The organism is Streptomyces sp. NPDC031274 (assembly GCF_055570235.1).
The window spans coordinates 102,750-128,066 of sequence record NZ_JBVIHP010000019.1 but is presented as its reverse complement, the minus strand read 5'-3'; the positions used below and the strand labels follow the sequence as shown (position 1 = coordinate 128,066).

At 70.7% G+C, this 25,317-nt stretch carries 23 protein-coding genes; 12 read left to right on the top strand and 11 right to left on the bottom strand.

Features of this window, described 5'->3' with window-relative positions:
* Positions 1-90 precede the first annotated feature (90 nt).
* Positions 91-780 carry an aspartate/glutamate racemase family protein gene (locus ACZ5CR_RS28395; protein WP_468862404.1) on the bottom strand — a complete coding sequence of 230 codons (690 nt, stop codon included), beginning with the start codon at positions 778-780 and terminating at the stop codon, positions 91-93.
* A gap of 28 nt (positions 781-808) precedes the next feature.
* Positions 809-1,231 carry an ATP-binding protein gene (locus ACZ5CR_RS28390; protein WP_468862402.1) on the bottom strand — a complete coding sequence of 141 codons (423 nt, stop codon included), beginning with the start codon at positions 1,229-1,231 and terminating at the stop codon, positions 809-811.
* A 118-nt stretch (positions 1,232-1,349) separates the two neighbouring features.
* Here ACZ5CR_RS28390 and ACZ5CR_RS28385 point away from each other — a divergent pair, with 118 nt between their 5' ends.
* Positions 1,350-2,201 (top strand): helix-turn-helix domain-containing protein, encoded by an 852-nt coding sequence (locus ACZ5CR_RS28385; protein WP_468862536.1) that lies wholly within the window; start codon positions 1,350-1,352, stop codon positions 2,199-2,201.
* Complete coding sequence (locus ACZ5CR_RS28380; protein WP_468862400.1) at positions 2,182-2,475, top strand: DUF397 domain-containing protein; 294 nt, start codon at positions 2,182-2,184, stop codon at positions 2,473-2,475. The genes ACZ5CR_RS28385 and ACZ5CR_RS28380 overlap by 20 nt, the downstream gene beginning before the upstream one ends.
* A 15-nt stretch (positions 2,476-2,490) precedes the next feature.
* Here ACZ5CR_RS28380 and ACZ5CR_RS28375 read toward each other — a convergent pair whose 3' ends face one another.
* The 7 genes from ACZ5CR_RS28375 to hutU form a co-directional block, all read right to left on the bottom strand.
* Positions 2,491-3,162, bottom strand: a complete 672-nt coding sequence (locus ACZ5CR_RS28375) for a hypothetical protein (RefSeq protein WP_468862398.1) — start codon at positions 3,160-3,162, stop codon at positions 2,491-2,493.
* 206 nt (positions 3,163-3,368) lie between these two features.
* Positions 3,369-3,713 (bottom strand): STAS domain-containing protein, encoded by a 345-nt coding sequence (locus tag ACZ5CR_RS28370; RefSeq protein WP_468862396.1) that lies wholly within the window; start codon positions 3,711-3,713, stop codon positions 3,369-3,371.
* Positions 3,710-7,651: a SpoIIE family protein phosphatase gene (locus tag ACZ5CR_RS28365; protein WP_468862393.1), complete on the bottom strand. Its 3,942-nt coding sequence runs from the start codon at positions 7,649-7,651 to the stop codon at positions 3,710-3,712. The genes ACZ5CR_RS28370 and ACZ5CR_RS28365 overlap by 4 nt, the downstream gene beginning before the upstream one ends.
* A gap of 101 nt (positions 7,652-7,752) precedes the next feature.
* The gene (gene hutI, locus ACZ5CR_RS28360; RefSeq protein WP_468862391.1) at positions 7,753-8,940 is read right to left on the bottom strand and encodes an imidazolonepropionase; all 1,188 of its coding nucleotides are present in this window, start codon (positions 8,938-8,940) and stop codon (positions 7,753-7,755) included.
* A gap of 221 nt (positions 8,941-9,161) precedes the next feature.
* Positions 9,162-10,529 (bottom strand): formimidoylglutamate deiminase, encoded by a 1,368-nt coding sequence (locus ACZ5CR_RS28355; protein WP_468862389.1) that lies wholly within the window; start codon positions 10,527-10,529, stop codon positions 9,162-9,164.
* Positions 10,526-11,728 (bottom strand): allantoate amidohydrolase, encoded by a 1,203-nt coding sequence (locus ACZ5CR_RS28350; RefSeq protein ID WP_468862535.1) that lies wholly within the window; start codon positions 11,726-11,728, stop codon positions 10,526-10,528. The genes ACZ5CR_RS28355 and ACZ5CR_RS28350 overlap by 4 nt, the downstream gene beginning before the upstream one ends.
* A gap of 17 nt (positions 11,729-11,745) precedes the next feature.
* On the bottom strand, positions 11,746-13,413 hold the full coding sequence (gene hutU / locus ACZ5CR_RS28345; protein WP_468862388.1) for a urocanate hydratase: 1,668 nt from the start codon (positions 13,411-13,413) through the stop codon (positions 11,746-11,748).
* Positions 13,414-13,559: 146 nt separating this feature from the next.
* On the opposite strand from hutU, the gene ACZ5CR_RS28340 reads away from it, so the two are divergent.
* The 6 genes from ACZ5CR_RS28340 to ACZ5CR_RS28315 all read left to right on the top strand — a co-directional run bounded on the left by ACZ5CR_RS28340 (position 13,560) and on the right by ACZ5CR_RS28315 (position 19,261).
* Complete coding sequence (locus ACZ5CR_RS28340) at positions 13,560-15,113, top strand: type III PLP-dependent enzyme domain-containing protein (RefSeq protein WP_468862386.1); 1,554 nt, start codon at positions 13,560-13,562, stop codon at positions 15,111-15,113.
* A 349-nt stretch (positions 15,114-15,462) separates the two neighbouring features.
* Entirely contained in the window at positions 15,463-16,830 is a 1,368-nt protein-coding gene (locus ACZ5CR_RS28335; protein ID WP_468862383.1) for an APC family permease, read from the top strand.
* A gap of 313 nt (positions 16,831-17,143) precedes the next feature.
* Positions 17,144-17,557: a hypothetical protein gene (locus ACZ5CR_RS28330; RefSeq protein WP_468862380.1), complete on the top strand. Its 414-nt coding sequence runs from the start codon at positions 17,144-17,146 to the stop codon at positions 17,555-17,557.
* 5 nt (positions 17,558-17,562) lie between these two features.
* Positions 17,563-18,333 (top strand): transcriptional regulator, encoded by a 771-nt coding sequence (locus tag ACZ5CR_RS28325; protein WP_468862532.1) that lies wholly within the window; start codon positions 17,563-17,565, stop codon positions 18,331-18,333.
* Between the two features lie 85 nt (positions 18,334-18,418).
* On the top strand, positions 18,419-18,811 hold the full coding sequence (locus ACZ5CR_RS28320; protein WP_468862378.1) for a roadblock/LC7 domain-containing protein: 393 nt from the start codon (positions 18,419-18,421) through the stop codon (positions 18,809-18,811).
* A 75-nt stretch (positions 18,812-18,886) separates the two neighbouring features.
* On the top strand, positions 18,887-19,261 hold the full coding sequence (locus ACZ5CR_RS28315) for a hypothetical protein (protein WP_389904613.1): 375 nt from the start codon (positions 18,887-18,889) through the stop codon (positions 19,259-19,261).
* Between the two features lie 118 nt (positions 19,262-19,379).
* Here the strand turns inward: ACZ5CR_RS28315 and ACZ5CR_RS28310 are convergent, their stop codons facing one another.
* Positions 19,380-20,213 carry a MurR/RpiR family transcriptional regulator gene (locus tag ACZ5CR_RS28310; RefSeq protein ID WP_468862376.1) on the bottom strand — a complete coding sequence of 278 codons (834 nt, stop codon included), beginning with the start codon at positions 20,211-20,213 and terminating at the stop codon, positions 19,380-19,382.
* Positions 20,210-21,781, bottom strand: a complete 1,572-nt coding sequence (locus ACZ5CR_RS28305; RefSeq protein ID WP_468862374.1) for an aromatic amino acid ammonia-lyase — start codon at positions 21,779-21,781, stop codon at positions 20,210-20,212. The genes ACZ5CR_RS28310 and ACZ5CR_RS28305 overlap by 4 nt, the downstream gene beginning before the upstream one ends.
* 151 nt (positions 21,782-21,932) lie before the next feature.
* On the opposite strand from ACZ5CR_RS28305, the gene ACZ5CR_RS28300 reads away from it, so the two are divergent.
* From ACZ5CR_RS28300 to ACZ5CR_RS28285, 4 genes are read left to right on the top strand one after another with little or no spacing between them, the layout of a single operon-like run.
* On the top strand, positions 21,933-23,030 hold the full coding sequence (locus tag ACZ5CR_RS28300) for an ABC transporter ATP-binding protein (RefSeq protein ID WP_468862371.1): 1,098 nt from the start codon (positions 21,933-21,935) through the stop codon (positions 23,028-23,030).
* On the top strand, positions 23,027-23,674 hold the full coding sequence (locus ACZ5CR_RS28295) for an ABC transporter permease (protein WP_468862368.1): 648 nt from the start codon (positions 23,027-23,029) through the stop codon (positions 23,672-23,674). Before ACZ5CR_RS28300 ends, ACZ5CR_RS28295 begins: the two co-directional genes overlap by 4 nt.
* A 1-nt stretch (position 23,675) precedes the next feature.
* Entirely contained in the window at positions 23,676-24,347 is a 672-nt protein-coding gene (locus ACZ5CR_RS28290; RefSeq protein ID WP_468862366.1) for an ABC transporter permease, read from the top strand.
* A gap of 20 nt (positions 24,348-24,367) precedes the next feature.
* Positions 24,368-25,303: an ABC transporter substrate-binding protein gene (locus ACZ5CR_RS28285; RefSeq protein WP_468862363.1), complete on the top strand. Its 936-nt coding sequence runs from the start codon at positions 24,368-24,370 to the stop codon at positions 25,301-25,303.
* The last annotated feature ends 14 nt before the right edge of the window (positions 25,304-25,317 follow it).

The following is a 25,317-nucleotide window of genomic DNA, read 5'->3' as shown; positions in this document are numbered from 1 at the left end:
GCGGCGGATGTCTCCCACCCACCCACCCGTTTGCCCCGCGTCTATCGTGCGCCGGGCGGCGGGTGGGTTGTTTTCTGCACCCCGGCCCGGCTACAAGGTCGCTGCCGCCACGGCCGCTTCCGCGTGCAGTCTTGTCGTCGGGAAGAGCGGCACCCGGCTGTGCTCCTGCCCGATGAGCAGCTCGATCTCCGTGCACCCCAGAATGACCCCCTCCGCTCCGTTCCGTACGAGATCGTCGATGACCTTCTGGTACCCCACTCGAGACTCCTCACGCACCACCCCCAGGCACAATTCCTCGTAGATCACCCGGTGCACCAGCGCACGCCCCTCCGCGTCCGGAACCAGCACGTCGAGCCCGCGCGCGGCAAGGCGGTCCCGGTAGAAGTCCTCCTCCATGGTGAACGCGGTCCCGAGCAGCCCTACGCGCCGCAGGCCGCCTCGCAGCACCGCGTCGGCTGTCGCGTCCGCGAGGTGCAGAAGCGGCACGGAGAGGGCCTCCTGGACCTGTTCGGCGACCTTGTGCATGGTGTTGGTGCAGAGCAGCACCAGCTCGGCACCGGCCGCCTCCACCCCCTCGGCCGCCTTCGCGAGGACCTCACCCGCCTGCTCCCACTCGCCCGCGACCTGGAGCCGCTCGATCTCGGCGAAGTCGACGGAGTACAGCACGCAGCGGGCCGAATGCAGGCCGCCCAGGCGTTCGCGTACGAGTTCGTTGAGCAGCCGGTAGTACTCCGCGCTGGACTCCCAGCTCATGCCGCCGATGAGGCCGATGGTCTTCATGGGGCCAGGGTCGCACCCGGGGGTCCGCCTACCCCTCCCCCAGTTCGCACCAGACGGTCTTGCTGTCGGGCCCCTGCTCCACGCCCCAGCGCAGCGAGACCGCGTCGAGCAGGGCCAGGCCACGACCCGTCTCGTCGTCGCCGCCCGCCCTTCGGAGCAGGGGCCAGGCGCGGGGGTCGGGGTCCGTGACGGCCACGCGGATGCGGCCCTGCGCGCCGGTGAGGCGGACGGTGACGGGGGTCCCCTCGCCGAGGTGCCGGATCACGTTGCTGAGCAGTTCGCTCACGCAGAGTTGCACGTCGGGGTGGGGGCTCCCGTGCGGATGGCGACTCAGGGTGCGGCGGAGTTCGGGGACCGCCTTGGGGACTGCGAGCAGGGTGAGTTCGAAGTCGGGGGTGGCGGCGTGGGCGTGGGTGGAGGTGGGGGTGGAGGTGGGGGCGGGTTCTTGCATGGGGGGGGTACGCCTTCCGTGCGCTGTGTGATGTTTCGGTCACACAGTGCTGTGGCTCGGCGTAACGTAACAGGGGTTTGGGTTGCGCACGGTAACTGGCAAATGGCGGTGGTGGGTTGTGCCTCCTCGTAAGGATCCCGACGCGTCGGCGAGCGTTCCGGCCTTCTACGGCGCGGAGTTGCGCTTCAAGAGGGAAGCGGCGGGGCTCACGCTCGAACGGCTGGCCGAGGGCAGCTACCGGGGCGTGCCCTTCCTCAGCCAGATCGAGCGCGGTGAGCGCCGCATGCCGCTCGATCTCGCCCAGCACGTCGACGAGAAGCTTGAGACGGACGGCTTTTTCCAACGCCGTTGTGAAGATGCACGCAGGGCCCGCCAGGGCGGCCACGCCGAGTACTTCGCGGACGTCGCGGAGATGGAGCGGTACGCGGAGAGCATCGAGGACTGGGCTCCAATGATCGTCCCGGGCCTGTTGCAGACGTCGGCGTACACACGCGCGATCGTACGGGCGGCAATGCCCCGGGCTTCGGCCGATGAGGTCGAGGAAAAGGTGACCGCTCGAATGGAGCGGGCCGATCTCTTCGAGCGGGAGCGTCCTCCAACCTTCTGGGCGATCCTGGACGAGTCGGTGATCCGCCGCCGGGTCCTCTCACCGGAACAGATGGCCGAACTGCTGGAGCACATCGGGGAGGTGGTCCAGTCCACCCGATCCATTTTGCAGATCGTTCCGGAAACCACCGCTGCCCACCCATTCATGATGGGCATGACCAGAGCCATGACCTTCGCGGATGCGCCTCCACTGGTGTACACCGAGAGTCTTCACAGCGGCCAACTAATCGACTATCCGCCGCTCGTGAAGCAGTACAGGGGGTCGTACGATCTGCTCAGGGCCGCCGCACTACCGCCTGAGGCGTCCCTCGCCATGATCGAGACAGCGGCAGAGGATTATCGAAATGGCCAGCAGCCAGATTGACTTGAGCTCGGCGCTCTGGCGCAAGAGCAGCTACAGCAACGGAACAGGCGGAGAGTGCGTCGAGGTGGCCGAACACTTCCCTGGCGCCGCCCACTGGCGCAGGAGCAGCTTCAGCAACGCCAGTGGCGGCGACTGCGTCGAAGTAGCCGACGGCCTCCCCGGAGTCGTCCCCGTCCGGGACTCCAAAGCACCGCACGGGCCCGCGCTCGTGATCCCCGCATCCGCGTGGGCCCCCTTCGTCACCGCCGTCACGGAGGGCGAACTGGGCGCCTGAGTTCATTCGCTCCGATCAGCGGCGCCCACTGGGCACAAGGGCAGGCGGCGTCAGTTGCCGGTCCGGGGCCTCGTAGTGGTCGGCGGGGCGGTAGGCGCGCTCCTGCGATCGGTCGGGGAAGCGGGCGCAGGGACTGCTGCCGAGGCCGGTGACCTCCTTGAAGTCTGCTTCCCAGTGGATCGACAGCCGGTAGCCGTCCTTGTCGGCGACCACACCGAAGTTCCGCTTGTTGATGGATTCGCTCCAGTCGACTTCCCAGCCGTTCGCCGCGAGATGGTCCTCCAGGCGGCCGAAGGCGGCCCGCACCCCTGAGGCGTCCTTCCTGACGGCGGTCCAGCTGTGCCGGACGTTGTAGACACCGTCAAGGGGCTCGTCCTTCATCGCTTCCAGGCCGTCGGGGTAACACTCGCCCGTCGAGGCGGAGTTGCTGGAGTGGTGTTCAGCGGGGTCCCGCGGACCGGACCGCGGCTTCAGCACGGGACCGAGATCCAGCACACGGTAGGCGTCCTGGTTGTCGGCCGCGATACGCCGCAACATCTCCGGCGGCGGCTCACTGTCGTACTGCTCCGGCCAGCCGTACATCAGGTACCAGGCGCCGCAGAACAGCACCACCACCGGCGTGACCAAGAGGGCGATGATCCCGCGCCGTCTGCGGCTGGGTACGGAGGCGGGCTCGGTGGCGTTCATGAACGCCACCGTAGGCACCCCTCCGCCAACACAACTCCGTACGGATACTCATATCGGCCCCGCGCACCTGGGTACCTGCGCACCTGGGATAGCGGCATTCTCAATTTCGTCCCACCCGCGTCCGCCACGACCTGCGCCTTTACCGAGACCACCTGGGACTTTTCTGCAACGCCACCTCAACCAGCAGCCCGGCAGGGTGAGCCCGCTCAGGGGCGTCCCTCGGCCGCCGCCGTCGCCGCTTCGATACCGGCGTGATGCGGCATCCCCAGCAGTATCGCCGCCGTGTGGGTCCGGCTTCCGGGGGCGATGACGAGGCAGGCCGTCCGCTCCGAGATGAGGCGGTCGAGGACGGCGAAGCCCGCGCTGTCGAGATAGAGCACGTTGCTCAGGTCGAGCACGAGGGGGCGTGGGCCGGGCAGCGCGCCGACCTCCGTCCCGAAGTCGTCGGCGTTGGTGATGTCGATCTCGCCGGTGACCTTGACGACGAACACGCCTTCGCCGCTCTCTTCCCCTGCGTGGGCGGTGCGCAAGGCGTACGTGGACGCGGTCATGGGGTTGCTCCCCTGGATGTGGCATGCGCCCCCGGTGCGGGACTTCGCCGGTGGTGCATGGTGACGCTTGTTCCTCTGCTCGAACGGACGGTCTGGACGTGTTCGCTGAGGCCGTTGATCAAGGTCAGGCCGCGCCCGCGCGTGGCCTCCCGGCGGCTCGCCGATGAGTCACCGCTCCAGCTGCCGGGGTCCGAGACGGTCGTCGAGACCATCTCCTCGTCGGCGAAGGCCTCGACGGAGATGGTGTTCGCCGAGTTCTCCGCGCTGCCGTGCTCGATGGCGTTGCCCACCGCCTCACCGACCGCGAGCAGCACGTCATGCTGGAGCATCTCGGGCATGCCCAGGTCGGTGAGCCACGCACGCAGGCGGTGGCGCAGGTCCGGCACGTGCGTGGTGGCCGCGGGGAACGCGGTCACGAAGCTGCTCGGGGTGGTTCCCGACGGTCGCAGTGCGAGCACGGCGACATCATCGGTGTAACCGCCCTGCGGCGCCAGGGCCCCGAGCAGTTCGGCGCAGATCGCATCGACGGGCAGGTCGCGGTAGCGGCCGGCCGCGGCGGCGAGTCGCGCGAACCCGTCGTCCAGCGTCTCCCCTCGCCTCTCGATGAGCCCGTCGGTGTACATGATGAGCAGGGAGCCCGGTGGGAACTCGGCGAGGTCCGGTGGACAGGATTCACGGGATGTGAACGCCGCCAGCGGCGGGCACCTGCCTTGATCGAGGTAGCGGGGGGCGCCGGTGGGCGGGACAAGGAGTGGGTAGGGGTGACCGGCGCAGGCGTAACTGATGGTGCGCGCCCGGGAGTCGACCACGGCATATCCAACGGTGGAACAGGCCGCGCCCGGCACGGCGGAGGCGTACTTCTGGAGGAGTTCCAGCACGGAGCTGGGGTCCGCCGCGGACAGGGCCGACACGGTGGTCGCGCTGCGCAGCTTGCTCATCACGGTGGCGGCGGAGAGCCCGTGGCCGACGACGTCTCCGACGGACACCGCGACACGCGCCGGGTCGTCGAGGGGCGTGACGAGGTACCAGTCCCCGCCCACCCGCATGGCTTCGGCCGCGGGCTCGTACAGCGCCGACACGACGGCGGCGGGAGACCGCCGGTCCAGGTCAAGGAGCTGGTCCTGGAAGTCGGTGGCGATACGGCGCTCGCGCTCCGCGCCACGCACGCGGTCGACCGCCGTCCAGGCCGTTGCCGCGAGTCCGGTGAACGTCTCCACGTCGGCGGGGTCGAAGGGGCGCGGTTCGGGCCAGAGGAACGCCACCGCGCCCTGGACGGCTCCGGCCGCGTCCTTCAACGGGTGGACGAGTGCGGCGCGGACACTGCTCTCCGAGTCGCGGGCGAGAACCCGGTAGCGCGCGTCGCCCGCCGCGGTGTCGGGAATGATCATCGGCTCGCCGGAGCGGATCACGTCGGTGACCGGGATCGGCGCGTCCAGGGCGACCGTGTGGTAGCGGTCACGCAGCTCGGCCGGGACCGCACCGGCGTAGTAGATGCGGATCTGGCCGAGCTCATGGTCCGGCAGGGCGAGCGCGGCGGCACCGGCCTGCGACGAGCTGCCCGGGGCGGCGAGCAGCGCATGGAGGATGTCCTCGATCGAGGTGGCCTCGCTCAGCCTCCCGGAGATCTCGGCCCACGCCGTGGCCCGGCGCGTCCGGTCCTCGCTCCGCTCCCGCTCGGCGCGCTCGCGGTCGGCTGCGGTGATGCGCGCGGCGACCCGGTCGACCAGGTCCGCGGAGCGGAACGGCTTGGGAAGATAGTCGTCCACACCGCTGGCGAAGCCCTCGCCCGCCGCTTCCTCGCCCGCCCGGGCGGAGAGCATCAGGACGGGGATCGACGCCAGTCGCGGATCGGCACGGACCGCGGTGACGAACGCGAACCCGTCCAGGGCGGGCATCATCACGTCGGTCACGATGACGTCGGGGCGGTGCTGGCGGGCACCGCGAAGTGCGGCTGCCCCGTCACCGAAGGCGACGGTGTCCCACCGGGCCGACAGGATGCGCTTCAGGTGTGCGCGCATATCGGCGTTGTCGTCGGCGATGAGGACCAGGCCGCGCGTCCGCCCGTCCGTGCCGGGGCCGGTGCGGCCATCGAGGCCTTCCGGTGCGCCCTCGTCGTGGCCGAGCCACTGCAACGCCTCCGCGACAAAGGGGTTGTCGCTGTCGGACCGTGGTGCCGGAAGCGCGGTGACGCCGCGGCCCGTGCGCTCGACCTCCGTGACCGGCGGGAGGCGGACGGCCACGGTGGTGCCGCTGCCGAGCTCACTGGTGAGCTCGACCGTTCCCCCGTGCAGCTCCACGAGGCCGCGTACGAGGGAGAGGCCGATCCCACTGCCTTCGACGCTGCGGCCGCGGTTGTTGCCCGCGCGGTAGAACCTGTCGAACAGTTTGCCGATGTCCGCCCCGGCGATTCCCGTACCGGTGTCGCTGACCCTGAGGCTGACGGCCTTGTCCTCGACCTCGGCGACCCGCACCGTGATGGTGCCCGCGAAGGTGAACTTGACGGCGTTGGACAGCAGGTTGAGCACCACCGTCTCCCACATGCCGACGTCGACGTCCGCGATCACGTGGTCGCACCTGATGTCCAGTTCGACCCCGGCCTGGGCGCACAACTCGGTGAAGGACGAGGCGATCTGCGCGGTCAGCGAGCCGAGGTCGACCAGGGTGCGCACCGGGGCTGACTGCCCGGCCTCGGCGCGCGCGAAGTCCAGGAGGGAGTTGACGAGGCGCAGCAGCCGTTGTGCGTTCCGGCGAGCGGTGCGCAGACGGTCCGCCTGTACCGACTCACCGGGAGTCTGTGCCAGAGCGTCGTCGAGCGGTCCGAGGAGCAGCGTCAAGGGTGTGCGGAACTCGTGGCTGACGTTGGTCAGGAACACCGTCTTGGACCGGTCGAGCTCGGCGAGGAGGTCGGCGCGTTCCCGCTCACGCTGGTACGAGGTCGCCGTGGCGAAGGCCGCCGACAGCTGATCCGCGAGCAACCGGCAGAACCCCCGGTACTGGTCGTCGAGGGGCTGGCGCGGATTGAGGCCGATCACCACGGCCCCCGTCGGCACGCCATCGCCCTGCGCCGAATCGGAGACGGGCAGCACCAGGGCCCGCTCCGGACACGACCCGGCGTCGAAGACCGAAGCCAGCGAAGGCAGCGACGTCCCCAGGCCCTCCACCAGCGGCATGCCCGAACTGGACGCCTCCGCCGGTGCGGGAGGCAGCAGTGCTTCCAGGGACGGGGGCAGCAGTCCGGCCACCAGGGGCGTGCACCGGCTGAGGCGGCTGACGCGCGCGTCGGGATCCTCCACGTACACGGCGATGAACGGCAGGTCCCTGTCGTGCGCCGCGCACGCCTCCACCACGGCACGGGCGGCGTCCTGCGCCGTGCGGGTCTCCATCAGCGCCGTACCCACGGTGTTCAGGATGTGCAGCCGCCGCTGCCCGAGCACCCGCTCCGTGGTCTCGGTGACCGCGCAGAACACGCCGTCCACATCGCCCGCCGCCGTGACGATCGGGCCGTAGCTGAAGGTGAAGTACCGCTCCTGGGGCCGTCCCGCGGTGACGATCGGCAGCAACAGGTCGCTGGACCAGGTCGCCTCTCCCGTCTCGATGACCCCGGTGAGCATGGGCTCGATGGAGTCCCAGATGTCCCACCAGACGTCCCGCCCCCGCCTGCCCAGAGCGGCAGGGTGTTTCTCTCCCAGAGGGGCGATGTAGGCGTCGTTGTAGACGAGGAACAGATCATCGGCCCCCAGCCACAGCACGATCGGGAACCGCGACGTCAGCCCCACCGCGACCACGGCGCGCAGCTCGTCGGACCACGTGGACGGCGGCCCGAGTGGATGGGAACTCCAGTCGTAGGCGGCGAAGAGCCTGCCCATCTCACCGCCGAGCAGAGCGGCCGTGGCCAGATCAGGTGGAAGCCCAGGGACCTCCGTATGCTCAGGGTCCATCACACAGCACCTCCGAGCGGGCGCCTCCGAGCGAGCACCTCCGAGCGGGCACCTCCAACTCACCCGATTCTGCCCGGACATCGGCCCCTCAGACAGAGAAGTCAGCGAACCCGTTTCGGTGAAACGTGCGCCCCCCGCTGCCAGACCTCGCTGACCAGCGGCACTCCCGGCCGGTAGGCCAGGTGTACGTGGCTCGGGGCGTCCAGGAGCGCGAGGTCGGCGCGCGCACCTTCGCGTACGACACCGATGTCCGTGCGGCGCAGGGCCGCAGCGCCGCCCGCCGTGGCCGACCAGATCGCCTCGTCCGGGGTCATGCCCATGTCCCGTACGGCGAGGGCGATGCAGAAGGGGACGGAGGACGTGAACGAGGAACCCGGGTTGCAGTCCGTGGAGAGGGCCACCGTCGCGCCCGCGTCCAGGAGGCGGCGGGCGTCGGGCCACTCGGCGCGGGTGGAGAACTCGGCGCCGGGGAGGAGGGTGGCGACGGTCGCGCTGTTCGCCAGTGCGTCCACGTCCTCGTCCGTGAGGTGCGTGCAGTGGTCCGCCGACGCCGCGTCGAGCTCCACGGCGAGCTGTACGCCGGGGCCGTAGGAGAGCTGGTTGGCGTGGATGCGGGGGTGCAGGCCCTTCGCCTTGCCCGCCGTCAGGATCGCGCGGGCCTGGTCGCCGTCGAACGCGCCCTTCTCACAGAAGACGTCGATCCAGCGGGCGTGCGGCGCGCAGGCCTGAAGCATCTCGCCGGTGACGAGGTCCACGTACGCCGCCGGGTCATCGGCGTAGTCGGGGGAGACGATGTGGGCGCCGAGGAACGTGACTTCGTCGGTGTGGCGGGCCGCGATGCGCAGGGCCCTTGCCTCGTCCTCCGTGTTGAGGCCGTAGCCCGACTTCGTCTCGAAGGTGGTCGTGCCCTGGTGGAGGGCTTCGCGGAGGTAGTGGGTGAGGTTCGCTTCGAGTGTCTCGTCGGTGGCGGCGCGGGTCGCCGCCACCGTCGTGCGGATGCCTCCCGCGGAGTAGGCGCGGCCCGACATGCGGGCGTTGAACTCCTGGGTGCGGTCGCCCGCGAAGACGAGGTGGGAGTGGGAGTCGACGAAGCCGGGGATGGCCGCCTGGCCCTTTGCGTCGTGGGTCGTGTCCGCTGCGGGGGCCTTTGCGGCGGGGCCCACCCAGGCGATTCGGTCGCCGTCCAGGACTACGGCGGCGTCCGTGAGGAGGCCCAGGGGGCTGCCGTCTCCCTGGGAGGGGTCGTTGGTCACGAGGCTGGCGATGTTGGTGATGAGGGTGGTGGGCATGGGGGTCTCCAGGGGGGGGCTGAGGTCTGGGCAACTTCTCTTTCCCCAACCCCGCCCCTTCCCGAAGACCCGCTCGGCGCGGGGGCCCGTGCCTTGCGCGTACCGCCGTCGCCGGCTGCGCCGAGCTCGTCCTCAAACGCCGGACGGGCTGAACCCTCAGCCCCTCCGGCGTTTGAGGAGGGGGTCTGGGTTCGTGGGAAGGGGCGGGGTTGGGGAATGAATCAATCTCTCAGCGCCGCCACCGCCTCAGCCAACGCCCCCGCCGCATCCGGGACAAAGGCATGCTCCCCGTCCCGTACGACATGGCGGCCCCCCACCACCGTGTGGCGGACGTCCGCCGCCGTGGCCGCGAACACCGCCGTCTCGGCGGCGAGGCGCGGCAGCGGGCCCGCCGTGCGGACGGAGTCCAGCGCGACCGTCGCGAAGTCGGCGAGCGCGCCCGTCTCGATGGCGCCCGCGTCCGCCCAGCCGAGCGCCGCGTGCCCATCGGCCGTAGCCGCCCGCAGGAGCGCCGCCGCCGTCCAGTGGCCCCGCGTGTGCGAGCGCAGGCGCTCGTTCAGTTCCATCGCCCGCGCCTCTTCGAGGATGTCGATGACGGCGTGGCTGTCGCTGCCGAGGGAGAGGGGGCTGCCCGCTCGTTGCAGGCGGACCGCGGGGCCGATGCCGTCCGCCAGGTCGCGCTCCGTCGTCGGGCACATGCACGTGCCCGTCGTCGTACGGCCCAGGAGCGCGATGTCCTCGTCCGTGAGGTGCGTGTTGTGCACGCCCGTCGTACGGGGGCCCAGGACCCCGTGGTCCGCCAGGAGGCGCGTCGGAGTGCGGCCGTGGACCGCCAGGCACGCCTCGTTCTCCGCCGTCTGCTCGGAGAGGTGCACATGGAGGGGCGCCTGGCGGGACGACGCCCACTGCGACACCGCTCCCAACTGCCGTGCCGGTACCGCCCGTACGGAGTGGATCGCCGCGCCGATCCGGGCGTGGTCCCGGTCCTTGAGCGCCGAGGCCCGTTCCGCCCACGCCTCCGTCGTGCCGTCGGAGAAGCGCAGCTGGTGGCGGTTCGGGGGCTTGCCCCGGGTCTCCGTCAGGAGCCCCGACGCCACGTACGCCGTGTCCAGGAGCGTGATGCGGATCCCCGCGTCCGCCGCCGCCTCGATCAGCGCCTCACCCATCGCGTTGGGATCGGCATAGGCGGTGCCGCCCGGCGCGTGGTGCAGATAGTGGAACTCGCCCACCGTCGTGATGCCCGCCAGGGCCATCTCCGCGTACACCGCGCGGGCCAGCGCGTGGTACGTCTCCGGTGTCAGGCGGTCCGCCACCGAGTACATGACCTCGCGCCACGTCCAGAACGTGCCCGAGCCCACCTGGACCGTGCCGCGCAGGGCCCGGTGGAAGGCGTGCGAGTGGGTGTTGGCCAGGCCTGGGACCGTCAGGCCCCGCAGTACCGTCGCGCCGGGCGGGGGCGCCTCGACGCCCTTGCGGACGGCCGTGATCCGGTCGCCCGTCACCTCCACCGCCACACCCGGCTCGACATTCGTGTCGAGCCAGGCGTGTTCCAGCCAGTACGTGGTCGTCTTCGCCGTATCCGTCGTCACCTGCACGCCAGCCCTTCCAGTACGTCGGCCAGTGCGGTCACCCCGGTCACGCAGTCGTCCTCGGCGGCGAACTCGGCCGGGGAGTGCGAGATACCCGTGGGGTTCCGTACGAACAGCATGGCGGTGGGGATCGACCCGGACAAAATACCCGCGTCGTGTCCGGCGCCCGTGCCGAGGACGGGGAGGCTCTTGCCGGCGGTGGCGCCGAGGATCGCGCCCAGCTCGTCCCGAAGGGCGTGCTCGAACTCGACCACCGGCGTGAAGGACTCCCGTACGACATCCAGGTCGATGCCGTGCCGGTCCGCGTACTCGCGGGCCGCCTTCTCGATCCCCGTCACGACCGTGTCCAGCGTCGACTGGTCCGCCGCGCGCGAGTCCAGCCAGCCCCTGACCAGGGACGGGATCGCGTTGACGCCGTTCGGCTCCACGGCGATCTTGCCGAAGGTGGCTACCGCGCCCGCCAGTTCGGCTTCCCTGCGAGCCGCCAGGACCGTCTCCGCGTACGACAGCATCGGGTCGCGGCGGTCCACCAGGCGGGTGGTGCCCGCGTGGTTGGCCTCGCCCTTGAAGTCGAAGCGCCAGCGGCCGTGCGGCCAGATGGCGGACGCGATGCCGACCGGGTCGCCGGTGAGGTCGAGGGCGCGGCCCTGCTCGACGTGCAGCTCCACGAACGCGCCGATGCGGGCCAGGCGTTCGGGGTCGGGGCCGATCTTCGCCGGGTCGTACCCGGCCGTCTCCATCGCCTGCGGGAGCGTGATCCCGGACGCGTCGTGCAGCTCGTACGCCTTCTCGCGCGTGAGCTGCCCGGCGGTCAGACGCGAGCCCACGCACGCCAGACCGAAGCGGGCGCCCTCCTCGTCGCCGAAGTTGGTGATGGCGAGGGGACGGCGGAACGACACCTTACGTGCGCGGAGTTCGTCGAGCGCCGCGAAGGAGGAGACGACTCCCAGCGGGCCGTCGAAGGCACCGCCGTCCGGGACGGAGTCCAGGTGCGAGCCGGTGACGACCGCGTCACCCTGGGCCGGATCGCCGAGCCAGGCCCACTGGTTGCCGTTGCGGTCGACCTCGTAGTCGAGGCGTCGCGCCTCCGCCTGCGCCTGGAACCACAGGCGGCACTCGGCGTCGGCGCCGGTCCAGGCGTAGCGGCGGTAGCCGCCCGAGGCGTCGCTGCGGCCGATGGGCCGCAGCGAGCGCCACATGGCGTGGAAGGTGTCGCTCACGCGGTGCCGTCCTCCTCGCGCATCGGGATCCGTACGCCCTTCTCGTCCGCCACCGACTCCGCGATGTCGTAGCCCGCGTCCACGTGCCGGATGACGCCCATGCCGGGGTCGTTGGTCAGGACGCGGCGGATCTTCTCGCCCGCCAGCTTCGTGCCGTCGGCCACCGAGACCTGGCCCGCGTGGATCGAGCGGCCCATGCCGACGCCGCCGCCGTGGTGGATGGAGACCCAGGACGCGCCGGAGGCGACGTTCACCATGGCGTTCAGGAGCGGCCAGTCGGCGATCGCGTCGGAGCCGTCGAGCATCGCTTCCGTCTCGCGGTAGGGGGAGGCGACGGAACCGCAGTCGAGGTGGTCGCGGCCGATGGCGAGGGGGGCGGCGAGGGTGCCGTTGCCGACCATGTCGTTGAACATGTCGCCCGCCTTGTCGCGCTCGCCCTGGCCGAGCCAGCAGATGCGCGCGGGCAGGCCCTGGAAGTGGACCCGCTCGCCCGCCATCTTGATCCAGCGGTGCAGGGACTCGTTCTCCGGGAAGAGGTCCAGGAGCGCCTTGTCCGTCTTGTGGATGTCCGATGCCTCGCCCGAGAGGGCCGCCCAGCGGAACGGGCCCTTGCCCTCGCAGAAGAGGGGGCGGATGTAGGCGGGGACGAAGCCCGGGAACGCGAACGCCCGGTCGTAGCCCGCCAGTTGGGCCTCGCCGCGGATCGAGTTCCCGTAGTCGAAGACCTCCGCACCGGCGTCCATGAAACCGACCATCGCCTCGACGTGCGTGGCCATCGACTCACGCGCGCGGGTGGTGAAGCCCGCCGGGTCCTTCGCCGCGTACGCCGCCATGTCGTCGAAGTCGACGCCGACGGGGAGGTACGCGAGCGGGTCGTGGGCCGATGTCTGGTCCGTGACGATGTCGATGGGCGCGCTCTCGGCGAGCATGCGCGGGAGCAGCTCCGCGGCGTTGCCGAGCAGGCCGATGGAGAGGGGGCGGCGGGCGTCGCGTGCCTCGACGGCCAGCTGGAGCGCGTGTTCCAGGGAGTCGGCCTTCACGTCCAGGTACTTGTGCTCGATGCGGCGCTCGATCGCGCGCGGGTCGACGTCGATACAGATCGCGACGCCGTCGTTCATCGTCACGGCCAGGGGCTGGGCGCCGCCCATGCCGCCGAGTCCGGCGGTGAGGGTGATCGTGCCCGCCAGGGTCCCGTTGAACTTCTTCGCGGCGACGGCGGCGAACGTCTCGTACGTGCCCTGGAGGATGCCCTGCGTGCCGATGTAGATCCACGAACCGGCGGTCATCTGGCCGTACATCGTGAGACCGAGGGCCTCAAGGCGCCGGAACTCCTCCCAGTTCGCCCAGTCGCCCACGAGGTTCGAGTTGGCGATCAGGACGCGAGGAGCCCACTCATGGGTCTGCATGACGCCGACCGGGCGGCCGGACTGGACGAGCATCGTCTCGTCCTGCTTGAGGGTCTTGAGCGTACGCACCATCGCGTCGAAGGAGCGCCAGTCGCGGGCGGCCTTGCCCGTGCCGCCGTAGACGACGAGCTTGTCGGGGTGCTCGGCGACCTCGGGGTCGAGGTTGTTCTGCAGCATGCGCAGGGCGGCTTCCTGCTGCCATCCCAGGGCGCTCAGTTCACTGCCGCGCGGTGCGCGTACGGGGCGGGGTCCTGACATGGCGATGCCTCCTCGCGTGAAGCTCTGCGTGCGAGCTCGTGATGGACTGCTGTGAGCTTGTTATTCACATCCTGCGATGTTGAATAGAACTAGTCAATACGTTGACAGTGCAGCGGGACCGCGTCACGGATGATTGTCTGGAACGTATGAGCGATCAGGGAGCGGAGACCGCACGCGCATCCGAGGCGAACGCAGACGCGGGAAGAGGTCCGGGCGGAGCCCCGGGCAGCCACCCGGAAGCCCCCACGCAACGCCTCACGACGGCGGATCCCGCAGCGCGGCCCCCGGCACCGCAACCTCCGGCCCCGCAACCCCTGGCATCGCACCCCCAAGACCCGCAGTCCCAAGACCCGCAGCTCCCGGCGCACTCGGCCGCGGATTCCGCATCGCGCCGTGACCAGGCCATCCGCGCCGCCGTCGAGCAGGGCCTCGTCGACCCCGCGTCGCCCATCGTCGGCCTCCTGGACGTCACCGGCATCCGCTCGGCCGCCGCCCGTCTGCGCGCCGCCTTCGAAGCGGTCACGCCGCCCGGCACTCCCGTCCTGCACGCCTTCGCGGTGAAGGCGTCGCCCCTGGTCCCGGTCCTGCGCCTCCTTCGTGACGCGGGCATCGGCGCCGAGGTGGCGAGCCCCGGCGAGCTCGCCCTGGCGCGGGCCGCCGGTGTGCCGCCCACGCACACCGTCCTGGACTCGCCCGCGAAGACCCCGGCCGAGCTGCGCGAGGCCCTCGCCCTGGGCATCGCGGTGAACGCGGACAATCCGCAGGAGCTCGCCCGCATCGACGCCATGACCCGGTCGGCGCCCTCCCGCTCCCCCATCGGCCTGCGCGTGAACCCGCAGATCGGCGGCGGCTCCATCGGCGCCCTGTCCACCGCGACGGCGACCTCCAAGTTCGGGATCGCGCTGCTCGACGAGGGGGCCCGCGAGTGGGTCGTCCAGGCGTATCTCGACCGGCCCTGGCTGACCCGCCTGCACGCCCACTCCGGGTCGCAGGGCATGCCGCTCGAAATGATGGTGCGGGGAGTCTCGGCGACGTATGAACTGGCCGAGGAGATCAACGGACGGGCCGGGCGGCAGCAGATCGACACCATCGACATCGGCGGTGGCCTGCCCGTCAACTTCGGCTCGGACGAGGAGACCCCGACGCACGCGCAGTACGCGCGCCGCCTGAAGTCCCGCGTGCCGGGGCTGCTCGACGGGCGGTACGGCATCGTCACCGAGTTCGGCCGCTCGCTGCTCGCCAAGCACGGCACGATCCTGGCCCGCGTCGAGTACGCCAAGACGGCGGGCACCCGGCCCATCGCGGTGACGCACGCGGGCGTCCAGGTGGCGGCGCGCACGGTGTACGCGCCCGCGTCCTGGCCGCTGCGGATCGCCGCGTTCGACGCGAAGGGCCGCGCCAAGAGCGGGCCGAACGTCGGGCAGGACATCGCGGGCCCCGCCTGCTTCGCGGGCGACCTGCTCGCGGAGAACCGTCCGCTTCCGCTGCTCGAACAGGGCGACTACGCGGCGGTGCTCGACACGGGCGCGTACTACTTCGCCCACCACTACTCGTACAACAGCCTCGCCCGGCCCGGGATCTACGGCTTCGCGACAGCGGGTGAGCGGGTCACCTTCGCCACCGTGCGGGAGCCGCAGACCTTGGAGGAGATCGTCGCCGAGTCGGGCGGCGGGGGGCGGGACGCGCTGCGGGGCCTCTGAGGTTCGTCAGGATTTTTTGGGTTCGTCAGGGCCTCTTGGGTTCCTCGGGACCTCTGAGGTTCCTCGGGACCTCTGAGGTTCCTCGGGACCTCTGAGGTTCCTCGGGACCTCTGAGGTTCCTCGGGACCTCTGAGGTTCCTCGGGGTCGCCTCGGGGGCGCCCCCCGAGGTGCCCCCCAGGTGCCCCTCAGATACCTCCGGAGCGCCCCTGAAGTTCCTCCGAGGTTCCTCAACTCCCGCATCCCTGCCGCATTTACGGGGCAGATCCTCCCTCCAGGCACTCAAGCTCTCAGGCACTCAGACGCCCAGGCACTCAGACGCCCAGGCACGCCCTCGGGGGAGATGATCGTGTGACGACATCCAAGGCGACCACCGAAGCACCACCGCCCGCCGAAGAACCCGCGCTGCACCGCGCGATCGGCCCCAAGCTCCTGATCCTCTTCGTGATCGGCGACATCCTCGGCACCGGCATCTACGCCACCACCGGCAAGGTCGCGGGAAAGGTCGGCGGCGCGCTGTGGCTGCCGTTCGCGATCGGCTTCGTCGTGGCGCTCCTGACGGCGGCGTCGTACGTCGAGCTGGTCGGCAAGTATCCGAAGGCGGCGGGCGCCGCGCTCTATACGCAGAAGGCGTTCAAGGTCCCGTTCTTCACCTTCATCATCGCCTTCATGGTGATGTGCTCGGGCCTGTCGTCGGCGAGCGCGGCGGCCCGCGCCTTCAGCGGCGACTACCTCGGGGAGCTGACGAACGACGCGCTGCCGCCGACGCTGATCGCGATCCTCTTCATCGTCGCGCTCGCGGCGCTGAATCTGCGGGGCGTCTCGGAGTCGGTGAAGGCGAACGTGGTCCTCACGCTCGTCGAGGTGACGGGCCTTGCCATCATCCTGGCGATCGGCGCCTACGCGGTCCTGAGCGGGGACGGCGAACCCTCCCGTCTGACGGACTTCGAGGGCAGTGGCGGCACGGGATACGCCCTGATGACGGGCATCCTCGGCGCGACCGCGCTCGGCTTCTTCGCGTTCGTCGGCTTCGAGGACTCGGTGAACATGGCCGAGGAGACGAAGGATCCCGCACGCACGTTCCCGCGGGCCATCTTCATCGGCGTCGCGGTGACGGGCACGATCTACGTCCTGGTGGCGCTGGTGTCGTCGCTGCTCGTCGACTACAAGGTGCTCGAAGGATCGAGCGGACCGCTCCTTGAGGTCGTGAAGGCGGGCGGCATCGACTTCCCGCACAAACTCTTCGCGCTCATCGCCCTGTTCGCGGTCACCAACTCGGCCCTGATCAACATCATGATGGCCTCGCGGCTCTGTTACGGCATGGCCAACGAACGCATCCTGCCGCGCGCGATGGGCCGCGTCCTCTCGCGCCGCCGCACACCCGTGGTCGGCATCGTCTTCGTGTCGCTGCTCGCGATCGGCCTGGTGTCGACGGGCGAGATCGAGGGGCTCGGCGACACGACCGCGTTCCTGCTCCTGTGCGTGTTCGCGGTGGTCAACGTGGCGGTCCTCGTCCTGCGCCGCGACCCCGTCGAGCACAAGCACTTCCGCGCGCCGACGGCCCTTCCGGTGCTCGGCGCCGTCACGGCCCTGATCCTGGCGAGCCCCCTCGCGGACCGTCCGGCGGAGGTCTACATCCGGGCCGGGGTGCTGCTCGCCATAGGCGTCGTCCTCTGGGCCGTGAACAAGGTGGTACTCAAGGCTCGCGGCGAGGGCTGACACGGGAGGGCTGAGGCCGGAGGACTGACACGGGAGAGCTGAGATCGGAAGACTGAGACCGGGGAACTGACACGGGCGTCCCAGGGATGGCCCGGAGGCGACCCGATCGCTAGGCCGATACTTTCGGTCAGGCTCGGGCCCTCCCTGACCGCTCGTCGCGCGGATCCCGTCGAGGTCGGGCATGTTCCCCTGGAAAGTGCCTACTTGCCTGGAAACTCCACGACTTCTGCGTACCTTCCTCACACCGGGCGGCGATGAGTCCCCGGTCGGGTGGTAGGGGCCACCCGGTTCAACCCTGGGGAAGGGGAGCCGCGTGCCCGGAATCGATGAGTGTCTGCTCGAAGCCATGACACTGCCCGGTGCGCGCGGAGCAGCGATCGTCGACTGGACCAGCGGGCTCGCCCTCGGTTCGGTCGGCGATCCTCCGGGCGGCGACCACGAGTCCACCGCCGTGGAGACCGCGGAGGTGGCGCGATCGGCGGCCGAGTACCAGGCGTTCGCCCCGAAGGACGACGCGCTGGACGCGGCGCGGGACACGGACCGCGAGGAACTGCCCGTCGAGGACCTCATGCTCACCACGAGGACCGGATTCCATCTGATCCGCTTCGTCGAGACGACCTTCGACAGCAGCGTGTTCCTCTACCTCTGGCTCGACCGGCACACCGGCAACCTCGCCCTCGCGCGCATACGGCTGCGGGATCTCTCCGAGCGCCTGGTGCTGGTGTGAACGCCATGCGTATCACCGCGTCCACCACGTCGCCCATGCTGATGCGCCTGGCCGGTGAGCGGGCGACCGGAGCCCTGCTGCGCGACCAGGGCACCCTCTACCTCGTCGACGGCCGCGTCGTGCACGCGGAGAGCCCCGCGGCGCCGGGCATCGACGTCCTGCTCACGGCCGGCGGGGCGCTGCCCGCGCAGGGCTGGCAGGAGGCCCTCTCCCTGGCCGGGACCCGGCACGAGGTGGGGCGGCACCTGATAGACAGCGGCCGGATAACCGCCGGCGAGCTGGAGGTGTGCCACATCGGCGCCCTGTTCGACGCCGCGTTCTTCGTCCTCGGCCCGGCGAGCGGACCCACCCGTTTCCGCTACGGCGTCGCGCACTGGCTCGGCCGGGTGCGCCCGGTGACGGCCGAGACCCTGGAACGCGAGACCCGGCGGCGCCGAGCCCTTCTCGACAGCGTCTGGCCCTGCCCGGAACTGGACACCTCCCCCGTCGTGCCGCGCCCGCCCGCGCCGGGCCACAAGCTCACCGGACGCCAGATCTCCCTGCTGCGGCTCGCCGACGGCGTCCGCACGCCGACGGCCATCGCCTGGGCGCTCGGCCGCCCGTTGTTCCACACCCTGATCGAGGTCAGGCGGCTCGCCGCGGCCGGGCTCGTGGAACCCCCGCGGACGGCCGAACCGGCCCTGGCGACGCTCCCCGCCCCGCTCCCCGACGACCACCCCGAGCCGGACGTCGCCCTGCTGCGCCGGGTCCTCGACGCGCTGGAGGCGAGTCTGTGAATCTCCGTACGCCGCGGCGCCGGACCCGGCCCCCGACCTCATGAAGTTCTTCGCGCCCTGGAAGCGCGCCGGGAGGAGAGAGCTGATGGCTGCCGAAGCCGACGTACTGGTCGAACTGAAACGGCTGCGGACCAGGATTCCTCAGCTCAGGGGCGCACTGACGGCCAGCGTCGACGGACTCCTGCTCGCGCAGGACGCGACGGACGTCGAGGCGGAGGGCGTCTGCGCGCTGACCGCGGCGGCGCTCGGAGTCGCCCTGCGGCTGTCCGACGCCACGCACCAGGGCCGCTTCCGAGAACTCCTCATCCGCGGCGAGGACGGCTACGTGGCGACGTACACGGCTGGTTCGTCCGCCGTGCTCACGCTGCTCGCCGAGCCCCGCGTCAACGTGGGCCGGCTCCATCTGGAGGGCCGCCGTTCCAGCGCGCTCATCGGAGAGCTGGTCGACGCCGCCGTCGAACGAGCGGAGGAAACCTGACCCATGTCCCCCACCACACCCTCATCGTCCTCCTCACCACGGACACCCGGCAGACGGAAAGGAAGTGCGAAATTCATGGCCAACACAGAGACATCACTCAAGGAGACGACCACCTCGATCGAGGGGGTCATCGGCGCCGCCCTCGTCGACTACACCAGCGGCATGGCGCTGGGCACGATCGGCGGCGGCAAGGACCTGGACCTGTCCGTCGCCGCGGCCGGCAACACGGACGTGGTGCGCGCCAAGCTGCGCACGATGGAGCTACTGGACCTCAAGGACGAGATCGAGGACATCCTGATCTCGCTCAGCACCCAGTACCACCTGATCCGGCTGATCAAGGGCCGCAACAACAACGGCCTCTTCCTCTACGTGGCCCTCGACAAGGACCGGGCCAACCTGGCCATGGCCCGCCACCAGCTCAAGCGCATCGAGGCGAACCTCGACGTCTGAGCCTGAGCGGCACACGCGGCGGGCCGGACCTTCGGGTCCGCCCCGCCGTGCTTCCCCCACCACTTTCCGGAGGGACTCCTACTTTTCCGGCGGAACTCCTACTCTTCCGGCGGGACCCCTACTCCACGAACAGTCCCCGCGCCGCGGCCCCCGCGTCGAACTCCTCCAACCGCGCCTGCGCGTCCGGAAGTCCGTCGCACATGGCCTCAAGGAGCACCCGGCCGAGCAGCATCGGCGCGCACGCCGTGTCGAAGGCGAGGCCCGTGCCGACCGCCGCCGGGAGGAGCAGGTCCGAGTGGGCCGCCACGGGGGCGAACGCCGAGTCGGCCACCGTCACCACCGAGAGACCCGCCGCCTGCGCGTAGGCGAGCGCGTCCACCACCTCCCGCGGATGCCGGGGCAGCGCGAAGCACATGAGCGCCGACGCCCCCGCGCGCACCGCCGCGTCGATCCGGTCGGCCAGCATCGTGCCGCCCTCGTGGAGGAGGCGTACGTCGGGGTGGACCTTCGCCGCGAAGTACGAGAAGCCGTACGCCTGTGACGCGGCGGCCCGCAGGCCCAGGACCGGGAGCGGCCGGGAGGAGGCGAGGAGTTGCCCGGCGCGCTCCACCGGTGAGGGGTCGGCGAGCACCTCCGCCAGGTGCCGGAGGTTCTCGATCTCCGCCTCGACCGCCTGTTGGTACTCGTTGAGGGAGGCCTCGCCCGCCGCCTCCGCGGGCGCGAGCTCCCGCAGGTGCCTGCGCAGCGCGGGGTAGCCGTCGAAGCCGAGGGCCACGGCGAACCGGGTCACCGAGGGCTGACTCACCCCGGCCAGCTCGGCCAGTTCGACGCTGGAGAGGAAGGGGACGTCCGCCGCACGCCGCACCATGCAGTGCGCGATGCGCCGCTGTGTGGGCGTGAGGCGGTGGCCCTCGAAGAGCACCTGAAGCCGCGCCGCGGGACTGTCACTCATACCGTTCCCCTCACAACACCCTGGCTGTCGAAGCCCGTCCCGTTCCCGGACCCGAGGTCCAGCCACAGCTCGGTGAACCGGTCGAGCAGCCCGGCCGCCACTGTCACATCATCCGTCAACGGCCGGTCGGCGAGCTCCGGGTCGAGCACCGAGTCCGCGAGGTCGAAGGCCCGCCCGACGGGCAGGTCCGGATCGAGGCGCATGTCCCGCTGCCTCAACACGCGTACGGCCGCGACGAGTTCGCATCCCACGACCAGGCGGTACGCCGCACACGCCCGCAGCGTCTGGCGCGCCGCGAGCGAGGCGAAGCTGGCCTGTTCCTCGACGCCCCGGGAGAGCACCGCGTGGCCGAGCGAGGCCGGTGCGGAGAAGGCCCGCAGGTCGCCGAGGGCCGCCCCGGCCGCGTACTCCAGGATCATCACGCCCGACGACGCCGGTTCGCCGTCCGCGAGGAAGGGGCGCAGGCGGGTGAAGCCCGGTTCGTTCAGCGTGGAGAGGCGGGATGTCGACAGACGCGCCGCCTGTGTCACCGCCAGCCTGAAGTGGTCCAGGGAGAGGGCGAGTTGGGCCAGATAGAAGCCGCCGTGGTGGTACGCCGCCATGTCGTCCGCCGAGATCAGCGGGTTCTCCGCCGCCGCGTTGATCTCGACCGTGAGGACGTCTTCGAGCGCGTCGGCCGCGTCGTGCGCGGGGCCGTGGATCTGCGGCAGGCAGCGCAGGCCGTAGGGGTCCTGGATGCGGCCGAGCGGTGGCGTGGGGCGGTCGGGCGCGCCGAGGATCTGCCGCATCCGTTCCGCGACGGCGTACGAGCCCGCGTGCCGCCGCGCCTCGTGGACGGGCAGCGCGTACGCCTCGTACGAACCGTCGACGGCCATCAGGGTCAGTGCCGCCACCAGCTGCGTGGCCGCGACGAGGCCGCGCAGTTCGTGCAGGGCGAGCGCGGACTGGCCGAGGGTGAGGGCGTTGCTGCTGATCAGGGCGAGGGCGTCGTTGTTGTCGAGGGGCTGCGGGTCGGGGGCGGCGCCCGTTCCTTGCCAGGGGTGTTCGCCCGCGAGCGCGAGGCCCATCTGGGCGAGGGCGGCGATGTCGCCCGTGCCGACCGAGCCGAATTCGTTGACCTTGGGGTACGCGCCCGTCGTCAGCGCCTCGCAGAGCGCCGTGACGACGGTCGGGCGCAGGCCCGCGCCGCCCGCGAGCAGCTGGTTGGCGCGGACCGCGAGCATCGCGCGCACCTGCCGCGCCGGAAGCTCGTCGCCGATCGCTCCGGCGTGGCTGCGCAGCAGGCGCAGGCCGTGGTCGGCGGCCGCCTCGGTCGGCACGGACTCGTTCCGGTTGGCGCCCACGCCGGTGGAGCGGCCGTAGACGCGACCCCAGGAGGCGATCTCACGGGCGGCGTTCCACGAGCTCTCCACGCGCTTCATGCCGTCCGTTCCGGGAACTGGCTTAGCGGTAGATTCGGCCATACGTACGACATCTGCGACCATCAGTCCGCGGCCGTCCAGGACGACGACCGAGCCGCTGTCGTCGGTCGCCCTGCCGGTCGCCCTGTCCGCGATACGAGACGACATCACTCGCAATTCCTCCTCAACCGGGCGCTTCGTCTTGCCCTGCGACCACTTGTAACCAGCGATTTACACCTGGGCTGCGACTAACTATTGACAATCTATTCAGTCACAAAGAACTCTGCATGAAGATATACAGCCGGGCAAGGGACTCCTCATGATCCAATTCGATACGGTCCACAAGCGCTTCCCGAACGGCACAACCGCGGTGCACGACCTCACCCTTGAGATGCCGGAAGGGGGCGTGACCGTCCTCGTCGGATCTTCCGGTTGCGGCAAGACGACGACGCTCCGCATGATCAACCGGATGGTCGATCCGACCTCCGGGACGATCAGGGTCAACGGCAAGGACGTCCTGGAGCAGGACGCGGCCGAGCTGCGCCGTTCGATCGGTTACGTGATCCAGCAGTCCGGGCTCTTCCCGCACCGCACGGTCCTGGACAACATCGCGACCGTCCCGCTGCTGCTCGGCTGGGGCCGCAAGAAGGCGCGGGCGCGGGCGGCGGAGCTCCTGGAGACGGTCGGCCTCGCCGCCGACGCCGGGAAGCGCTACCCGCACCAGCTCTCCGGCGGCCAGCAGCAGCGCGTCGGTGTGGCCCGCGCGCTCGCCGCCGACCCGCCGGTACTCCTCATGGACGAGCCGTTCGGCGCGGTCGACCCCGTGGTCCGCACCCAGCTCCAGGACGAACTCCTGCGCCTCCAGCGGGAGTTGAACAAGACCATCGTCTTCGTCACGCACGACATCGACGAGGCCGTACGGCTCGGCGACCGCATAGCCGTCTTCCGCACCGGCGGCCACCTCGTGCAGTGCGCGAGCCCCGCCGAGCTCCTGGCCCGCCCCGCGGACGACTTCGTCGCGGACTTCCTGGGCGCCGAGCGCGGCCTGAAGCTGCTCTCCCTGACGACGCTGGCCGAGGTCCCCAAGGCCCCGGCTCCCGAGGGCGGCGCCTGGACCCTGCGGCTCGACGCCGCGGGCGCCCCACTGGCCTGGCGGCACAAGGACGCGCAGGCCGCGGACGTCCCCGTACGCCCCCTGCGGGACACGGACTCGCTCCTGTCGGCCCTGAACGAGTCCATAGCCGCCCCCAGCGGCCTGGTCGCCCGCGTCGACGCCGAGGGCATCCTGACCGGCGTCACGTCCCGCGACGACATCCACGAGCACGCGGGGCGGGTACACAGCGACGCGAGCACGGTGGACGCGGACGCGGACGCGAGCACGGTGGACGCCGTGGACGTCAGCAAGGCCGGCGCGTGAGCGTCGACTGGTCGTGGATAGCCGACCACACCGACGATCTCACCAGCCTCACCCTGTCCCACCTCCAGGCCGCCCTCACCGCCGTGCTCCTCGGCCTGCTCATCTCGCTCCCCCTGGCCGTCGTCGCCCACCGCGTGCGCCCCCTGCGCGGGCTGCTCCTCGGCCTGTCGAACGTCCTGTTCACCATCCCGTCCATCGCCGTCTTCGTGCTGCTCCTGCCGGTCAGCGGGCTCACCCGCACCACCACCGTCATCGGCCTGACGATCTACACGCTCGTCGTGCTCCTGCGGAACACCGTCGAGGGCCTGGACTCCGTCCCCGCCAAGACGAAGGAAGCCGCGAAGGCCATGGGCACCCGGCCCCTGCGCACCCTCCTCACCGTCGAACTCCCCCTCGCCCTGCCGGTGATCATGGCGGGCGTGCGGATCGCGACGGTCATGGCGATCTCCCTCGTCTCCGTGGCGACGTACATCGGCGACGGCGGTCTCGGACAGCTCTTCACGGACGGGTTCCAGCGCAACTTCCCCACCCCCGTCATCGTCGGCGTCGTCCTGACCCTGCTCCTCGCGCTCGTCGCGGACGCGCTGCTCGTCACCCTCCAGTACGTCCTGACCCCCTGGACCCGCCGCAAGAGGAGCGCGTGACATGTACGAACTCTTCAAGGACCTCGGCGCCTGGCTGGTCAGCGGCGAGCAGTGGGCCGGGTCCGACGGCATCGGGCACCGCCTCATCGAACACCTCCAGTACTCGCTGCTCGCGACCCTCATCGCCGCCGCCATCGCGCTGCCGGTCGGTCTGCTCATCGGGCACACCGGGCGCGGCGCCTTCGTCGCGATCAACCTCTCCAGCTTCGGACGCGCGCTGCCCACGGTCGGCCTCGTCGTCCTCGTCTTCCTGGCGAGCGGGCTCTCCATGTGGCCCATCTACATCGCGCTCGTCGCCCTCGCCGTGCCGTCCATCGTCACCAACACGTACGCCGGGATGACCGCGGTCGACCCGGAGGTGCGGGACGCCGCGCGCGGCCAGGGCATGCGCTGGCACCAGGTCCTCTTCCAGGTCGAACTGCCGCTCGCGCTCCCCCTGATCATGACCGGCCTGCGGCTCGCGCTCATCCAGGTCGTCGCGACCGCCACCATCGCCGCGTACGTCTCCTTCGGCGGGCTCGGCCGGTACGTCTTCGACGGGCTCGCCCAGCGTGACCTCGTACAGGTGCTCGGCGGTGCCGTGCTCGTGGCCGTCGTCGCCGTCGTACTCGATCTCGCGCTCTCCGCACTACAGCGTGCCCTCTTCCGCCACCGCCCCGCCAAGTCGGCCTAGGAGCAAGCCAGATGGCCCCCATGAACCGCAGAAACGTCCTCGGCGGACTCTTCGCCGCCGCGTCCGTCCCCGCGCTCGCCTCCTGCAGCGGCGGCATCACATCCCTCAACGGGGACGGCTCCGGCGGCTCGGGCGGTGGCTCCAGCAAGAACGGCGTCACCATCGGCACCGCCAACTTCACCGAGAACCAGGTGCTCGGCTACCTCTACGCCGCCGCGCTCGAAGCGGAGGGCGTGAAGACGTCCGTCCGCCCCAACCTCGGCACCCGCGAGATCCTGATCCCGGCCCTCAAGGGCGGCGACATCGACCTCCTGCCCGAGTATCAGGGCGCGCTCCTGCACTACCTCGACGCGAAGGCGAAGGCCACCGAGGAGGGTGAGATGCAGAACGCCCTGGCGATGGTCCTGCCGCGCGGCCTGCAGATCCTCCCGTACGGCAAGGCCGAGGACTCCGACGCCTTCGTCGTCACCCGGGAGACCGCCGACGAGTACGGCCTCAAGTCCCTGGCGGACCTCGCGAAGCACAACGGCAAGCTCGTCATCGGCGCCGCTCCCGAGGTCAAGAAGCGCACGGTGGGCTCGGTGGGCCTCAAGGACGTCTATGGAGTCGAGTTCAAGGAGTTCAAGTCCCTCGACTCCTCCGGGCCGTTGGTGAAGGGCGCCCTGAAGAAGGGCGACGTCGACGTGGCGAACCTCTTCACCACCGACACCGACATCGTCGCCGAGAAGTGGGTCGTGCTCAGCGACCCCAAGAACCTGATCCCCGGCCAGCACGTCGTCCCGCTCGTCGCCGACCGCAAGGCCGACTCGACGGTCCGCAAGGCGCTCGGCCGCCTGGGCAACGCCCTGACGACCAAGGACCTCACCGAGCTCAACCGCCTGGTGGACAAGGACAAGAAGGACCCCGAGGACGTCGCGAACGACTGGGCGGCGCGGCACGGGATCAGCAAGAAGTAGCCCGGCCAGGAACC

Coding starts and splice junctions, on each gene's coding strand:
- ACZ5CR_RS28395 (WP_468862404.1), bottom strand. CDS start 780: ATGAAGACCATCGGCCTCATCGGCGGCATGAGCTGGGAGTCCAGCGCG.
- ACZ5CR_RS28390 (WP_468862402.1), bottom strand. CDS start 1,231: ATGCAAGAACCCGCCCCCACCTCCACCCCCACCTCCACCCACGCCCAC.
- ACZ5CR_RS28380 (WP_468862400.1), top strand. CDS start 2,182: ATGGCCAGCAGCCAGATTGACTTGAGCTCGGCGCTCTGGCGCAAGAGC.
- ACZ5CR_RS28375 (WP_468862398.1), bottom strand. CDS start 3,162: ATGAACGCCACCGAGCCCGCCTCCGTACCCAGCCGCAGACGGCGCGGG.
- ACZ5CR_RS28370 (WP_468862396.1), bottom strand. CDS start 3,713: ATGACCGCGTCCACGTACGCCTTGCGCACCGCCCACGCAGGGGAAGAG.
- ACZ5CR_RS28365 (WP_468862393.1), bottom strand. CDS start 7,651: ATGGACCCTGAGCATACGGAGGTCCCTGGGCTTCCACCTGATCTGGCC.
- hutI (WP_468862391.1), bottom strand. CDS start 8,940: ATGCCCACCACCCTCATCACCAACATCGCCAGCCTCGTGACCAACGAC.
- ACZ5CR_RS28350 (WP_468862535.1), bottom strand. CDS start 11,728: ATGTGGCGCTCGCTGCGGCCCATCGGCCGCAGCGACGCCTCGGGCGGC.
- hutU (WP_468862388.1), bottom strand. CDS start 13,413: ATGTCAGGACCCCGCCCCGTACGCGCACCGCGCGGCAGTGAACTGAGC.
- ACZ5CR_RS28340 (WP_468862386.1), top strand. CDS start 13,560: ATGAGCGATCAGGGAGCGGAGACCGCACGCGCATCCGAGGCGAACGCA.
- ACZ5CR_RS28325 (WP_468862532.1), top strand. CDS start 17,563: ATGCGTATCACCGCGTCCACCACGTCGCCCATGCTGATGCGCCTGGCC.
- ACZ5CR_RS28320 (WP_468862378.1), top strand. CDS start 18,419: ATGGCTGCCGAAGCCGACGTACTGGTCGAACTGAAACGGCTGCGGACC.
- ACZ5CR_RS28315 (WP_389904613.1), top strand. CDS start 18,887: ATGGCCAACACAGAGACATCACTCAAGGAGACGACCACCTCGATCGAG.
- ACZ5CR_RS28310 (WP_468862376.1), bottom strand. CDS start 20,213: ATGAGTGACAGTCCCGCGGCGCGGCTTCAGGTGCTCTTCGAGGGCCAC.
- ACZ5CR_RS28305 (WP_468862374.1), bottom strand. CDS start 21,781: ATGTCGTCTCGTATCGCGGACAGGGCGACCGGCAGGGCGACCGACGAC.
- ACZ5CR_RS28300 (WP_468862371.1), top strand. CDS start 21,933: ATGATCCAATTCGATACGGTCCACAAGCGCTTCCCGAACGGCACAACC.
- ACZ5CR_RS28290 (WP_468862366.1), top strand. CDS start 23,676: ATGTACGAACTCTTCAAGGACCTCGGCGCCTGGCTGGTCAGCGGCGAG.
- ACZ5CR_RS28285 (WP_468862363.1), top strand. CDS start 24,368: ATGAACCGCAGAAACGTCCTCGGCGGACTCTTCGCCGCCGCGTCCGTC.